Raw genomic sequence first — 14,544 nt, 5'->3', positions numbered from 1 at the left:
GATTAGTTCTCCTCCGACAATGTGACATGGCAACGACCAAACCCGATCGACTCCAACCCACCAAAATATAGCTCTGAAGTGTCTGAGTGAAAGGGCTGCCATCCTTGAGCGCGAGTTGCGATCGGAAACACCATGACCGTTCCTTCTGGTAACGCTTCGACGTTGAAAAATCCACCGCCGTCAACTTTTTTCTCGGTGTCTGATAGTTTGACTCGACTCTGACGAAACAGGGACATATCATGAATCATTGCGATGTCGTTATCATCAACAACGACCAAATTGTTCGCGTTTAAGTTCACGCCTGGATGCACCCAAGGCGAAAGGTCAACTTCGTGTTCTAGCTCAATAAAACCTAGATTGAAAAAGAGAGTCCGGGTCATATTATTGCCGATCTGTCGCCCCAATCCTTTCGGTGCAGAGTAGGGAAGCGGTAATGATGCTTTCGCGATAGCTTGATCATAAGCAATCTTCTGATATCGCTTGAGCAGCCAGGGGCAAGTCACCCAGACTACAGGCTGTCCTGGACAGAACACAGGTAACCAAACGATCGACGCATATTCAAATTTCACGAAAGCTTCTGTCGTTTCGGAGTCGCCTTCTTTGATCGCTTTGCCATACCAATGATGCTCCTCTCCGGGTTTCTCCTGGCGCATGTCTGCCCGAAAGCGACCGCGAATCGAACTCCCTGGAATGATGCCCGTCTGAGTGAATTGGTCACGGAAGATCAAGTTCAGATTTCCCGTTTCTTCTCCGGCACTGGCTCCCACATGCAGCGGCGCGAGTGCTTCGATAATGCCATAACGTTTGGTGTACATTTAGCGTTTCCTTTGTCTCAAATTTTTCGGTTTAGTTGAACGGCTCCAACGGTAATGCAAGACCACATCCCCAACGTTTGAGCGATGGACCTTCTTTCGGAAACCAATCGATCGACCAATCTTGCCAAGGGACTTCCAAGGGTTCTTGCAGCACATAGACTGTTCCAGCAGGAACCGCGTACCGTCCTCGCGAAAGTCGTTTTGGCTGATGGGCAGAACGCACTTTGTTTCCTTGTTCATCGAGTCGATCGCCTAATCGATACCGAAACGGTGTCGGTCGCTCGGTCAACATCGTGGTGACTGCCCATTGCTTCTCCTGACCAATCATCGGGGCGCGATACGATAATCGATTCGATCCCCAGATAGCAGGCGTGATCAGCGCAAAACAGTTTCCAACTGGTCGCCGCAAGAGTGTTTGAGTCGATTCGCTCAACTCGTGGCAAGTGATATCAACCATGTGCCCTTCACCGCCAAAGCGATACCATCCAGACTCAAGCGGAAGATTCGAGAGATACACGAGACACACTTCAGGGTGAAGCTGCACTGAGTTTTCCAGAAATAAACTGCCACCGTTTTCTTCTGGATTAACGACTCGCCGTTCCGTTTCTTGTAGGCGTGGATGCAGGTGAGGTAGAAATTTCCAAGGATCAGCGTAGACAACAGGATTCGCTTGGGAGATAGCAGTCATTGATCGCGTTAATATTTGCCAATAGTCGATCGCAATCCATCCTCCTGAATGGCTCTTACTCTGCTCTTCTCCATGACTCTGCCATTCGTCATTCCAAGTGAGTTTTGCTGTAATGTGTCCCGCTTGAAGTGTTTTCTGGTGCGACGGAGTGTGAGATGTAAAATTAAGCGGTAATGGAACATAGAAGTTTTGGGGGGCACTGCTTTGTGCCCAGAATGCACCAGCAAGTTGCAAGTCTTGGATTGCAGCATTGCCATAAGACGCAGCAAACAGTCCTGAAACAACCGCAGCACTCGGAGGAAATCGAGTTCCCGATCGACCCACCAAGTTATCTGGTGACAGAAAGCGACCAGCACTGCCGTAAAGCAATCCCAACGGCTCAAGCTGAATCAAATACTTAAACATCGCCTTGCCCCCATTCACTCTGCAAATGAAATCCAACTTTCGCTAAGTTGACGAGCCAATTTTTAAGGGCAAGGTTAATTTCATCCGGCGAACAGTTCGCTTGATTGCCTAGAATCCCTGCAAAGGTTTGATGATTGTGTTCGTCGTACTGATTCCACCAATATTTCTCATCAAGTAAGTCGTCATCTTCACCAAAGTATGCTTTGAATAGTGCATGAGTCACTTCGATGTTGATTACTGTTCCAGTTCCAAAAGCGTGTCTCGATTCCAGAACGGCAACATCGTTGTAGAAATGAACCCATTTTTGTTCGCCTTCTTTCTTATTACGATCGCAATATTGATCAAACAATCCTCGCTCTAACACCCACCAAGGACACGCCCACTCCAGATAAGTGCCACTGTTGAACAGAATGCGAAAATTAATGCGATCGCGTCCTTGCTGTTTTGCGACTTTCTCAGCTTCTCGACAGTGTTGCAGCACTTCTCGCTGAGGCACTTTTGCCCCTGCCCACACAAATCCAACACTTACACTGATCGGTTTCTTCTTGGGAACATCCCAGACCTTCGGTTTGAACTTGGTGAAAAATGCTAAACAGTCGTGAGCTTGTATCTGATAGTTCTCTGCAAATAGCACGCCTAAAAAATCATCGCCGCCAGCATAGACAATCCGACTATCACCGGGCAGTGAGGCTTTCGGTAAATCACATCCCCACTGTCGCATCTCTCGACTAAACTCTGTGATTTGGTCAGTCTCTAATGTCTTGAGATAATTGCCCGCTCCATCGCCATCACCTTGAAACCAGCCTGTCCAGTATTCCGGTTGATTCGGATTGCGTTTTCGCTTGAGTCGATTCAGTTCTTTGAATGATTCGGGTCTAAGCTGCTCTTTGATATTTTGAATCAGTTTATCCAATTCATCGGGTTGTTCAGGCTGTGATTCACCGAGTAATTGCCGCAAGCGATCGCTAACTTTTTGCGCCACATCTCCATGCGTAATCATGCGCTTGATCAGTTCCGGGATGCTGAGTTCTTCTCTCGGATCGATAAAGGCTTCTCCGAGCTTTTGACTGAGTTGTTGATAGAATTGCTCGACTTTGATCTTCTGCTCGTGATAGTTGTAGCGGCGAGGATCAGCAATGCGTCCAAGCTCAGGATATGCGATCGCATCACTGCCCGATAGCGTCGAGCTTTCTCCTGTCCAATTGATCCCCGTCCATTGTCTCGATCGCTTCAGTTGAGTGAGTTTCGCTTTGACTTGGGTAATGGTTTCTCCCTCGTATCCATGCACACAGAAGAATTCCCAAGCATAGTTCGCCCACAGGCTCCAGTCGCGTTCCCAGTGATAGTGCCAAAGCTTGCCATCGGGAGCAGTGACGAGTTTGGTTTCAATCCACTGACGGCAAGTTTCGACAACACATCTCCAAGCTTGATTGAATGCAGCTTGAGCCGTTTCTGCCTCGAATTTCCCTTCAATTAAGATGACGTTGGGGAGTCCTTGGGCGATGTTGGTGAGTGCGGGGGAGATGATGCGGAAGTTTTGGGTTTCGGCGGCGTGGCAGATTGACCAGGAGAGAAAGGATAACAGGTAGGAACTGCCGTAGAGGTCGCGGAGTTTGCGGGAGTTCTCGATGAAGCCTTGGATTGGGGCAAAGGTGATTGCAGTGTAGCTTGTAGAAAGAGGTGAAGAACTCATAGAGTATGAGATGGCTTTAGATTCACTGAGTATTGTTTACAAAGGCTACGAATACTGATCCGTAAAAGTCGTATTCGCAGCCAGTACTACTTCAATTAGAAGCGTTGTCGGTGTTGTAATCTTCTACGACGGATGCGCTTCGATCGCTCCAAGTGCTCTCCTGAAGACCATTCAAAACATCCTGCCAAGGAAATGCCCAAAAAACAGAATTTACCGCCTGCAACTAGCCTGCGGTATCGACGTTCACGATTAGGCTGAATTTGAAAGACTGTTGCCATCCAATCACTTAAAAGGTTCTTGAGACGAAGGATGGAGGCGAGAGTTAAACCAGGAAACGAGAGGCAAAAATGGGTAAGTGAGTCTAACAGAAACGATGGTTTCATGATTTGAGTTCTTACTGATTTATGACAATGGTTTGCTGCACATTCTGTTTGAGAAAACTAGCTAAGTCATGGGTTTACTTCTCCGTATAGAAATCACTTTCGTATAGTAGCAATAAAAACTATAGCTGGACAAAAAAATTACAGTCATCAGGTTAAAATGTGATTGCGTCTGACTCAACGTGAAAAAATCTGCAAATATATAGATAAGATAGATGCGTTGCCGATATTCATCGGATTAGTTGGAAATAACGCATTTATGACAAGCATTTGATGCCTATCTGTGCGGGCGCTGTTGTCAAAGAAGTTTCCGCTCAAGTTCAGAGCGGATTGCTTGAAGATTGCGCTCCTACAGCGAAATTCTCAAGCTTCCGCTCATCGGGTGTGATCGGATTAGTTGGAAACACGTATCTGGTTGAAACTGTCACAAACTCCCCCCAGAAGGTTTGTGTTTCTGGTCGGGTGCGATCGGATTAGTTGGAAACAATTCTTTGCCTTGTTGCTTCTCCTCAGCAGTCATGGAGCGACTGTTTCCGGTCAAGTGTGATCGGATTAGTTGGAAACCAGACCTCGGCATATTTAATCTCACCATAGATTCCTTGGTTTCGATGAAGCGCGATCGCAGCAATTCCAACGCTCGATCGCGCTTTCCTCTAGAGAATTGTGATCGACTTACAACCTCAACGAATTCTTTTGCGATCGCATTCAGTTCTCCAACTTATTGCCGATTTCAGTTTCTCAGTTGTTTCTGACCATAAGCGACATAAGCAGAATCTGAAACCGCACCAATCAGCGCAACGGTGGCATTTGCCGGAATATAGTATTTCAGTCCTGAATGGTCGATTATGTCAATGCGCCCGCCTTTCACATAAAACACTAAAGCTGAATAGGGTGATAACAATGGCTTCAATTGCTTGATGTAGCTCTCAACGATCGCTTCTTTTTCCTGCTGCGTGACTTGTGGAGGAAATACTTGAGAATTAATCAAATCCAGAACGACAACATCTGCGAATTGCGAGTTTGGTAATGTTTTCAAAGTGCCTCGATTCCAGAATCGAACTTCCTGAAAGCCTCGTTCTCGAAGCAGTTTTTCCTCGATCGGTTCAGAATCGTTGGACGGCAAATAGTAATCCACGATCGCAGAACCGATAATACGTTCTCGATCGAGAACTCGCCGAACACTATTCACCTCCCGTTCGACCATATCTCTCACTTGCGCCGCCAACTGGTACTCAAATTGCTGCTGAATTCTCTGAGTCGTAATTCGGGTTTCTTCTCGGAAATTCTCTCTCGCTTCTCGAATATTCTTTTTCGCCTCCAACGCATTCTGCCCCACCAGAAACCCAACGATCGCAACCGCCACGCCCCCTAGAATGCTCAGAAAAGTCAGCGCGAACTTCATCGATTCCAGAAACTTGGTAAAACTATCGCTGAGTTGAGCGTTTGAAGTTTTCAGAAATTCGATTTGGCTTCTGAGCAATTCAAGATCGCTCGATCGAGGTGTCGGCGAAGGAGTCGGTGTTTGAGCCATCATCCAATCGCCCAGTTGAGAAAGCTCGAAAGAAGTTAGCCAGTCCATAAATGCAGTGCGAATCGTTGACCACAATCATACAGATCGGCACACACTTTGAAGCGTGATTGCATGGAGAAGCGATCTCAATTCTCTGATTTCCACCTGAAAAGCCACCAGAATATTTGCAAAAAAAGACAATTACAGTAGCAGATTTATGACTATATCCTGCCCCATTAGTCCAATCGACCAACTCGTCTCGAGTCGGATAAGTTTTCTAACGAATTTTAGCGGTGCTGACTGTGAAACTATTTCTAGCAATCAGAGTATTAAATTGGTGCAGAATTGGTGCTGTGTCTAATAAAAAACTAGAAACAAGCTGTACTCAAGCGATGCAAAACATAATTTACTACTTTGGGGTAGTAGGGGTCGTGGGTTCAAATCCCGCCGCTCCGATTGAATGAAAGGGCTGAAGGCATTGGCTTTCAGCCCTTTCACTTTAGGAATCTCAGGGACACCCAATTCTCAATAAGAACATCATAGAACGTCACTTCCAGTAGGAGAAATTCAGATATTGGTATGAAACTGGTATGGCGTACCCAATCGTTTGCCAAAAATCGAGAATTTTCGGTAATGTTCTAGATGTGTGGACACATGAGGGAATAAAAGCGACGAGCTAAAGACAGTCGATAAAGATGGTGCTAGAACCGATGCATTGTCCCGATTGCCACCAGCGAACTGGAAAGGTGCTTGCCTACGTCCTCGCCACTCATGAGGATACTGCACTCAAACAACTTTCCTCTACTGTTAGCTCCCTTTTCGATTGGGCGATTCTACACGGATAGTTGGAAAGCCTACTTACGATTGTTAGATCAGCAGCAACACACGGTTGGAAAAGCCAACCCACAGCGGATTGAGCCGAAGCATTTGACCTTAAGCACTCGGATTAAGCGACTCGCCCGAAAGACGATCTGTTTTTCTAAGACTGAGAAGATGCACGACACAGTGATTGGACTGTTCATCAATCGCCACGACTTCGGACGAGTAGTATGACCGCATATACACACATCTAGAACATTACCATCCAGCGCATAGTAAACCGTACCAAGTCTTCGGTTTTGGATTTTGGGTTTCAAGAGTATCAATTGAGGTCTGATCTTGAGGGTCGAGAGATTTCATAAGATTCACTGACGCAGAGGAGCAAAGCGGTCAAAGAGAGTCGATCGTCAACATTTAAATTAGAACTAGAATTTATAAATTATTAATTTCACTGAGGTTTTATCTGATCCCTCTATGACTGTGCATAACAGATCTGAGCCAGAGATTAAGAGAATCATCACTGATCCACCAGAAGCGATCTGTAGATGATGTGATTGCTAGAAGCGGATCATTTTGCTGAACCAAATTTGTAGGTTGATTATGGCTTCAGTCGAGTTCCAAGCTGAGTCAAATCGATCGCATGTCCCCCGGTTACGAGATAAACCGTATTTGCGATCGCACCAATCCGTCGCGTCAGATTGCCCAATCGATCGCGAAACAATCGCCCGATCGGATATGCCGGAACAACTCCCCAACCCGTTTCTTCTGCAACAAAAACAATCAAGCTTTCTGTTTGATCAAAGCTTTCTAAAAGTTCTTCTAATGTCTTTTGCCATTCCGTGTCTGATTGTTCGAGTAGATTTGCTAACCAAGTTCCGAGCGAATCGACCAGCAAACAATCGAGATCAGTTGAATCGAGGATCGTTTCTTTTAGATCGACGGGAATCGATCGAGTTTTCCAAGTGTCAGGACGACGCGATCGATGTTTTTCAATTCGAGCTTGCCACTCTGGATCATCTGGATTCTCTTGAGCAGTAGCAATATAAATGACGGATTTTTCCGATTCTGCCGCCAATTGTTCCGCCCATTCGCTTTTTCCCGATCGAGCGGCTCCTGTCACTAAAATGAGCGTTGCCATCCTGCACCTATCCCGAAATTGAATTCACCGCTACAATAACGTTTACCTCGATTCAAGGGAATTCAAGCAGCAATGAAGAAAGATCTGCGTCGGATTGAAGAAACGCTCCTTCAACTCAATAAGAAAGTTCCGACCCTATCCACTGCCCCAACTCCTGAACCTGAAGTTTCTCAGCGTTCGGTTTCATTTGATCTGCACACGAAGCCCCCCAAAGCGATCGAGCCAGAAATTGTCACTCCTCCCACAATCGACAACGAGCCGAAGCCGCTCAATTTACCCAAGCTCAAAACTCCAAGTTTCACCAGTCACCGCAACGCAACAAATCCAGCACTCGCTTCCAGCTTGCTGCTAGAAATGAAAACGATCGCGGACAACTGGCAAGCCGAATTGAATCAAACCCTGCGCCAAATTCAGGATCTTTATCTTGAAGGTCCGATTGTCGATGGTTGGCTCGAATCCGATGCAGGTCAGCCCCTCGGTGATCTTTCCACCTTGCGTCATGCAGAAGTTGATCAATTAATGTCTTACATTGAGGAGATTTGCGCGAGTCCAATTCCCGGAACGAAAGGCGCACCGAAAGCCGGATACCGTCTCTGTGGAATTAACGCTGACGGTCAACGCTGGTCTTATCCCTGTCCTGCGGATCAGATTCCCAGTCTGAGTCTCGCGATCGCTAGATATCACAAACTTCGCCAACTGCTCGATCGCAAACAGCATCTCGAAAATCGCCTTACTGGATTGGCTGAATCGCTCGTGAGCCTACATAGCAAGATGAAAGACTAAAGCGTTCGGGTACTCTGAGCTTGATTTTACTCAAGTTCTGTTATGGTCACGCCGAAACCGCTTGTCTCCGCTATTATCTGCACCCACAATCGCGATCGCTATCTCGGTTTAGCGATCGATAGTCTCCTCGCCCAAGACTTCGCCGATTTTGAAATCATCATCGTAGACAACGCCTCAACCGATCAAACTCGCTCAGTCGTTGAATCCCGCCTCAAAGATGAACGACTCCGCTACATTTACGAGTCAGAACTCGGTTTATCGGTGGCACGAAATACAGGAGCAAAACTTGCTTACGGTGAAATCTTGGCGTACTTAGATGATGATGCGATCGCGTCTCCTCACTGGCTCAAAACAATTTACAACGCCTATCGAGGAAATCCGAGGCTTGCGATCGCAGGCGGTAAAGTCACTCTCATTTGGACAGACGGAATCACAGCCCCCGAATGGCTCTCTGATGGACTCGCTGGAAATCTAGGTGCTTATGATTTGGGAGATACGGTTGTGAAAATCGATCGTCCCGGATTGACCCCACGCGGCTTAAATTACTCGATTCGTAAATCCTTCCTCGATCAGATCGGCGGATTCGATCCCAATCTCGGTCGAGTCGGCAAGAATTTGCTTTCAAACGAAGAACTTCATATGACCAATCTGGCGCTTCAAACAGATTGGGAAGTCGCCTATCTGCCCACTGCCCACGTCGCGCATCATGTCGCACCGGAACGGGTAAAACGCCAGTGGTTTCTCGATCGTGGTTGGTGGCAAGGAATTAGTGAATGCTATCGAGAACAAATCGCCGGAGAAGCCGGATTCGGACAATTTCGACGCGGCGGAGAACGCTTAATCCGAGGACTGTATAAATCGATCAAGCTTGCCGCTGATCCCGCTCAACGGTTTGAAAATCTCGTTTACAGCTATGGACAAATTGGTTATTTGATCAAAGCGTTACAGGGAATGGTTTCGCTGAAGCGATCGTAATTCCGCGAATCAGTCCGAAATCGCTCACTTTTTATCTCAGTCAAATGTTAGGAAATGTCGATCGTAAAGTCGCACGCCTCCAAATAAAACCGCTGAAACCTTCATCCATCAAGCGGTAGAGCCAATTGTTAAATTTTTGTCACGATTCACAGCGGCTTACTATAATGTAAACCATTGTAAAGTTCTGATGGCTGCGGATGCTTTAATCCGTAAACGCGGTGGTTCATAGAGAATCTTCGCAGTGTCATCACTAGAAAGTCCTGTGGATAAGGGATTTCTATGTTTCACCTTCTGATAGTCCAATGCCAAAAACCCTACATTCCGTCGTTTAAGTTCACTTTACTTAACAAAACTGGAGTAAGATTATCTCAGTAGGTACAAATCCTCATCGGATTGTCCTCCGCTCGAACGCTTGATCCGCCAAGTACCTTGTGGGAATTGTGACCGCCGCCTCGCTTTAGAGACACTTTCCGCCGCCACGACTCCCGCCGCCCACCGTTTGACCGTCTTCTTTTTGATTTGATTGGGCTTCTTAGCGGATTGAGTCACTGGTGCTTTACACCGACCGATACCCCCTTTGCTCTCTACAACTTGGTCACTGATGTCATGGTGAGTACTTCTTTTCCTTGGTTAACGACGCTAATTCTGCTGCCCTTTGCAGCGTCCCTTCTAATCCCGCTCATCCCTGATAAACAAGGGAAAACGGTACGCTGGTACGGATTAGGAGTCGGTTTGGCGGATCTCGTTCTCTCGATTTATACGTTTTGGAAACACTACGACTTCCAGAACCCAGATTTTCAGTTGACCGAAAGCTATTCTTGGATTCCGCAACTGGGTATTAACTGGTCGCTTGCAGTCGATGGAATTTCGATGCCGCTGGTGGTTCTCGCCGCTCTGGTGACAACCCTCTCAATGCTGGCAGGCTGGAAAGTCACGAACAAACCGCGTCTATTCTTCTTCTTGATGCTCGTCATGTACGCAGCTCAAATCGGAGTCTTCTGCGCCCAAGACATGATTCAGTTCTTCCTACTGTGGGAAGTCGAACTGGTTCCGGTCTATATCTTGGTCGCAATCTGGGGCGGACCAAAACGCCTCTATGCCGCAACAAAGTTCATTCTTTACACTGCACTCGCTTCGATCTTCATCTTGGTTGGGGCGTTGGCGATGGCATTCTACGGTGACAACTTCACCTTCAACATGCAGGAGCTAGGACTGAAAGACTACTCACTGTCCTTTGAATTGCTGGTTTATGCAGGTCTGCTGATTGCTTACGGTGTCAAACTCCCGATTTTCCCGCTGCACACCTGGTTACCTGATGCTCACGGTGAAGCTTCCGCTCCGGTTTCGATGATTCTGGCAGGTGTGTTGCTAAAAATGGGTGGTTACGCGCTGATTCGCATGAACATGGAAATGCTACCTCATGCTCATGTGTACTTTGCTCCAGTTCTCGCAATCCTCGGAATCGTCAACATCATCTACGGTGCATTAGCTTCTTTTGCTCAACGTAACCTGAAGCGTCGGATGGCTTACTCGTCGATTTCGCACATGGGCTTCGTGTTGCTCGGTATCGCTTCCTTCACCGAAATCGGAATGAGCGGTGCGGTTCTGCAAATGGTGTCTCACGGTTTGATTGCAGCAGCGCTCTTCTTCTTAGCGGGTGTCACCTACGATCGTACTCATACGCTGAACATGGATGACATGGGCGGCTTGGCAAAGAAAATGCCTTCGACCTTTGCACTGTTCACGATTTGTTCGATGGCATCGCTGGCACTTCCTGGAATGAGCGGCTTTGTCGGTGAATTGGCAATCTTCCTCGGTTTCACCACGAGCGACGCTTACACTTCGGTTTTCAAAACCGTCATTGTCTTACTCTCTGCGGTTGGTTTGATTGTCACCCCGATTTACTTACTCTCGATGCTGCGTGAAATGTTCTACGGCAAAGAAGGTAAAGCGGTTGAAAAAGAAGTCTTCCTTGATGCAAATCCCAGAGAATTGTTCATCACGGCAGCTTTGATTATCCCGATCGTTGCAATCGGTCTCTATCCTAAACTGATTACCCAAACTTACGATGTGAAAACCGTTCAAGTCGCGCAAAATGCTCGAAACGCGGTTCCAGTGATCGCTCAACAAATGGTGGCTTTCCCTGGTTTAGCGGCTCCTCAAATTTCCGCTCCTGAACCTGAATTGCTGGGAATGCTGAAGTAGGCATAGTCCCTGATGGATTTGAACAAGCCCGGAAATTTTCCGGGCTTTCCTATTGGCATGCTGTAGTAATACTTTGGGAAAACTGAAGGCGAATTCTAAAGGAGAAGTTGCCCATGTCAGGTTTTGAGTCGCTCAAGAATCGGGACTATACCCTTATTCTCGATAAAAGCGGAAGTATGTCTATGGCGGATCAACCCGGAGGTCGAAGCCGTTGGGAAGCCCTACAAGAATCGACGCTTGCCCTCGCTCGTAAGTGTGAACAATTTGATCCAGAAGGCATCACGGTTTATCTATTTTCAAGTCGGTTCAAGCGTTACGATGATGTGACTTCTAGCAAAGTCGAACAGATTTTTATGGAGAACGATCCGATCGGTTCAACCAATCTCGCCTCGGTGTTATGGGATGCCACTCAAAATTATTTCCAACGGAAAGCCGCTGGAAAAACCAAATCAGGCGAAACGATTCTAGTCGTAACCGATGGCGCACCCGACGATCGACGAGCCGTGATCGATGCAATCATCCGCTCCACTCAACAAATGGAACGCGATGAAGAACTCGCAATCACCTTCCTCCAAATCGGTAACGACCCAGGAGCAAAACAGTTTCTCGCGGCACTTGATGATCAGCTTTCCGGTGTGGGCGCGAAGTTCGACATCTGCGACACGATTACAATGGATGACATGGCAGATTTGAGTCTTGCCGAAGTGTTGATGAACGCGATCGCTGATTAATCTACAAGACGGACGATGGATGAGATCGATAAATTACTCAACAGTCTGAACAATTCTCCTGCTGAACCTCGCCCTGCTGCAAACGCGGCGCGATCGTCGATCGATGATTTGCTCAAACAAATCGATGGTTCACCGCAGGTTGTCCCTAGTCCGTCTAGCGATCGTCTTTTCGATGAATTAAAGCAAGAGCGCCAAGACTCTCTCAACCAAGAAGCCCAACAAAAACAAGAACGCCTTGAACAACTCAAGCAACAGCGCCGCCAAGCTTTAGTTGTTCGGGCTGAGGAATGGTTAAAGATGCTTGACCCGAATTCGAGTGAGGGGCGATGGTTTGAGGAATTTGCTTGTAATTATCGAAGTCGGATGGAAGCCGCGATCGACTATCTTGAGGCATTGCGGGAAGTCGATCGAGATTAGAGTCGATCAATTCAGTAAAGAGCTATAGGTTTAAATCCCTGCATAACTGCTGTGGCAACTGTTTGATAGCTCTTTGAAAAGAAACAGAATCATTCAGCCCCTGGGACAGAATTAAACTACCTTGAATTGTAATGACAGCATCTTCTCCTCGCTGCGTCGCTGCTGTGTGATCTAAACCCGCCGTCACTAAAACTTCTGCAATCGCTTCAATCCAAGCCCGGTAGAGTACTTTGACGCGATCGTGAAATATATCACGAGCAGAACCTAACAGCAAAATTGCTGATAAGCAAGGTTGTGTTCCTTCTTCATAAACTTCGCTTAAGCGATCGCACATTTGCTCGAATCGAGATAGGGGATCACCTGAAGCTTTTAGCGCTTGTAGGATATTTTGATTCATCCAGCCTTCTAGAGCATCTAGCACTGCTTCAACCATTTCATCTTTGCCCCTAGGAAAGTGGTGGTAAAGGCTAGCTTTTCCTAACCCTGTTGCCTCAGAGATTTTGGCTAGAGTTGCACCATCATAGCCATATTGCCGAAATAGACGCAATAAGCAAGGAATGTGGGTTTCTTTAGGCATGAGTGGAAAGTTAAACGGACTGATTGACAGTATACCAAACGTTCGGTACAGTTAGTTAGACCGGACGAACGGTACACTTCGGAAAAAACAAATCATGCTTCAACTTTATGGACACAGCGTTTCTGGCAACAGCTACAAAGCAAAACTCATGCTGTCGCTGCTGAACCTAAATTACGAGTGGATTCAAGTCGATTTGCTCAAGGGCGCACACAAACAGCCTGAATTCTTGGCTCTAAATCCATTTGGACAAGTTCCAGTTCTGGTTGACGAAGACATCGTGCTGCCAGATGCCCAAGCGATTCTGGTGTATTTAGCACGGCAGTATGGTGATCAGTCTTGGCTACCATTGGAGGCAGAATCGATGAGTCGAGTCGTGCGCTGGCTCTCAACAACAGCAGGGGAAATCCGACAGGGTCCCGAATCGGCACGCTTGCATCATCTGTTTAATCTCACAAGCATCAATTTGGAACTGGCAACTCAAAAATCTGAGTTTATCTTGACTCAACTGAATCATCATCTAGCACAGCAGGAATGGCTGGAACTGGGACATCCAACAATCGCTGATGTTGCAGTGTTTCCTTACATTGCCCTAAGTCCCGATGGCAAGATTAGTCTCGACAATTATCCCAGCGTGCTTGAGTGGCTCGATCGCGTCAAACGTCTTCCCGGTTTCATCGCGATGAATGGAATTGAAGCATCGAGCACCGTTTAGGAGAAGATTATGCCACGCAAGTTTGGAGAAATTGCATTCACACCTGAAGTCAAAGCTGCACAGGAACAACGAGGATCGCGGCAAACTTATGAGAAATATATCGCCAGTGGTTCTGCTAACGATACCATCACCCCAAAAATTGAGGAATTTATTGCTCAGCTCGATGGGTTTTATTTAGGAACGGTCAGTTCTAAGGGCTACCCTTACATTCAGTTTCGCGGGGGTTCACCAGGATTCCTCAAGGTGCTGGACGAAAAAACACTAGGCTTTGCTGATTTCGCGGGCAATGTACAGTACATTACGATCGGCAATCTGTCCGGCAATGATAAGGCATTTCTATTTCTGATGGATTACCGTCACCGCAAACGCATCAAGATTTGGGGCAGAGCCGAATTTGTTGAAGGAGATGCGAAATTAATCGAGCAGCTTCGAGTTCCTGGTTATCTCGCTGAGGTTGAACGTGCAATTCTTTTCCATGTAGAAGCAATCAGCGAGAACTGTCCGCAGCACATCCCGATTCGCTACTCGGCGGCTGAAGTAGAGACGATAGTGGCTCCCCTACACGCTCGTATTGCTCAATTAGAGCAACAGTTAAGTGAGCGAAATTGAGGAATATTAATCCTGTCTCACGTGCAACTAACGCTGCATTGTTTCTTAGGTGAGGGGAGCTAATCTACAACGACAGAGCCGTCAAAA

At 47.0% G+C, this 14,544-nt stretch carries 15 protein-coding genes; 8 read left to right on the top strand and 7 right to left on the bottom strand.

Annotated features, from left to right (window positions below):
* Positions 1-2: 2 nt before the first annotated feature.
* The 4 genes from NIES2104_RS25535 to NIES2104_RS25510 form a co-directional block, all read right to left on the bottom strand.
* A complete protein-coding gene (locus tag NIES2104_RS25535) occupies positions 3-815 on the bottom strand; it encodes an RAMP superfamily CRISPR-associated protein (protein ID WP_059001118.1) in 813 nt (270 codons plus the stop codon).
* A 31-nt stretch (positions 816-846) separates the two neighbouring features.
* Positions 847-1,908 carry a type III-B CRISPR module-associated Cmr3 family protein gene (locus NIES2104_RS25530; RefSeq protein ID WP_059001116.1) on the bottom strand — a complete coding sequence of 354 codons (1,062 nt, stop codon included), beginning with the start codon at positions 1,906-1,908 and terminating at the stop codon, positions 847-849.
* Positions 1,901-3,601 (bottom strand): type III-B CRISPR-associated protein Cas10/Cmr2, encoded by a 1,701-nt coding sequence (locus tag NIES2104_RS25525; protein ID WP_059001115.1) that lies wholly within the window; start codon positions 3,599-3,601, stop codon positions 1,901-1,903. Before NIES2104_RS25525 ends, NIES2104_RS25530 begins: the two co-directional genes overlap by 8 nt.
* Positions 3,602-4,711: 1,110 nt before the next feature.
* Entirely contained in the window at positions 4,712-5,587 is an 876-nt protein-coding gene (locus tag NIES2104_RS25510) for a hypothetical protein (RefSeq protein ID WP_192843628.1), read from the bottom strand.
* A gap of 675 nt (positions 5,588-6,262) precedes the next feature.
* Between NIES2104_RS25510 and NIES2104_RS25505 the strand changes: the two genes are divergently transcribed.
* Positions 6,263-6,544: an IS1 family transposase gene (locus tag NIES2104_RS25505; RefSeq protein ID WP_202815116.1), complete on the top strand. Its 282-nt coding sequence runs from the start codon at positions 6,263-6,265 to the stop codon at positions 6,542-6,544.
* A gap of 364 nt (positions 6,545-6,908) precedes the next feature.
* Here the strand turns inward: NIES2104_RS25505 and cobU are convergent, their stop codons facing one another.
* A complete protein-coding gene (gene cobU, locus NIES2104_RS25500; RefSeq protein ID WP_059001107.1) occupies positions 6,909-7,448 on the bottom strand; it encodes a bifunctional adenosylcobinamide kinase/adenosylcobinamide-phosphate guanylyltransferase in 540 nt (179 codons plus the stop codon).
* 72 nt (positions 7,449-7,520) lie between these two features.
* Between cobU and NIES2104_RS25495 the strand changes: the two genes are divergently transcribed.
* Positions 7,521-8,231, top strand: a complete 711-nt coding sequence (locus NIES2104_RS25495; protein WP_059001105.1) for a hypothetical protein — start codon at positions 7,521-7,523, stop codon at positions 8,229-8,231.
* A 42-nt stretch (positions 8,232-8,273) separates the two neighbouring features.
* Positions 8,274-9,206 (top strand): glycosyltransferase family 2 protein, encoded by a 933-nt coding sequence (locus tag NIES2104_RS25490; protein WP_059001102.1) that lies wholly within the window; start codon positions 8,274-8,276, stop codon positions 9,204-9,206.
* Positions 9,207-9,569: 363 nt separating this feature from the next.
* Here the strand turns inward: NIES2104_RS25490 and NIES2104_RS32485 are convergent, their stop codons facing one another.
* Positions 9,570-9,755 carry a hypothetical protein gene (locus tag NIES2104_RS32485; RefSeq protein WP_192843627.1) on the bottom strand — a complete coding sequence of 62 codons (186 nt, stop codon included), beginning with the start codon at positions 9,753-9,755 and terminating at the stop codon, positions 9,570-9,572.
* 57 nt (positions 9,756-9,812) lie between these two features.
* On the opposite strand from NIES2104_RS32485, the gene NIES2104_RS25485 reads away from it, so the two are divergent.
* The 3 genes from NIES2104_RS25485 to NIES2104_RS25475 all read left to right on the top strand — a co-directional run bounded on the left by NIES2104_RS25485 (position 9,813) and on the right by NIES2104_RS25475 (position 12,559).
* Entirely contained in the window at positions 9,813-11,411 is a 1,599-nt protein-coding gene (locus NIES2104_RS25485) for an NAD(P)H-quinone oxidoreductase subunit 4 (RefSeq protein WP_059001100.1), read from the top strand.
* A 113-nt stretch (positions 11,412-11,524) separates the two neighbouring features.
* Positions 11,525-12,142, top strand: a complete 618-nt coding sequence (locus NIES2104_RS25480; protein ID WP_059001097.1) for a VWA domain-containing protein — start codon at positions 11,525-11,527, stop codon at positions 12,140-12,142.
* 15 nt (positions 12,143-12,157) lie between these two features.
* On the top strand, positions 12,158-12,559 hold the full coding sequence (locus NIES2104_RS25475; RefSeq protein ID WP_059001095.1) for a salt stress protein, Slr1339 family: 402 nt from the start codon (positions 12,158-12,160) through the stop codon (positions 12,557-12,559).
* A 22-nt stretch (positions 12,560-12,581) separates the two neighbouring features.
* Here NIES2104_RS25475 and NIES2104_RS25470 read toward each other — a convergent pair whose 3' ends face one another.
* Positions 12,582-13,136, bottom strand: a complete 555-nt coding sequence (locus NIES2104_RS25470; RefSeq protein ID WP_059001094.1) for a TetR/AcrR family transcriptional regulator — start codon at positions 13,134-13,136, stop codon at positions 12,582-12,584.
* A 94-nt stretch (positions 13,137-13,230) separates the two neighbouring features.
* On the opposite strand from NIES2104_RS25470, the gene NIES2104_RS25465 reads away from it, so the two are divergent.
* Together NIES2104_RS25465 and NIES2104_RS25460 are read left to right on the top strand one after the other, a co-directional pair.
* A complete protein-coding gene (locus NIES2104_RS25465; RefSeq protein WP_059001092.1) occupies positions 13,231-13,848 on the top strand; it encodes a glutathione S-transferase family protein in 618 nt (205 codons plus the stop codon).
* A gap of 9 nt (positions 13,849-13,857) precedes the next feature.
* The gene (locus tag NIES2104_RS25460; RefSeq protein WP_059001089.1) at positions 13,858-14,457 is read left to right on the top strand and encodes a pyridoxamine 5'-phosphate oxidase family protein; all 600 of its coding nucleotides are present in this window, start codon (positions 13,858-13,860) and stop codon (positions 14,455-14,457) included.
* The last annotated feature ends 87 nt before the right edge of the window (positions 14,458-14,544 follow it).

Source organism: Leptolyngbya sp. NIES-2104 (assembly GCF_001485215.1).
Taxonomy (GTDB): domain Bacteria; phylum Cyanobacteriota; class Cyanobacteriia; order Leptolyngbyales; family Leptolyngbyaceae; genus Leptolyngbya.
The sequence above is the reverse complement of the archived record's forward strand: the minus strand, read 5'-3'. Positions and strand labels throughout refer to the sequence as shown.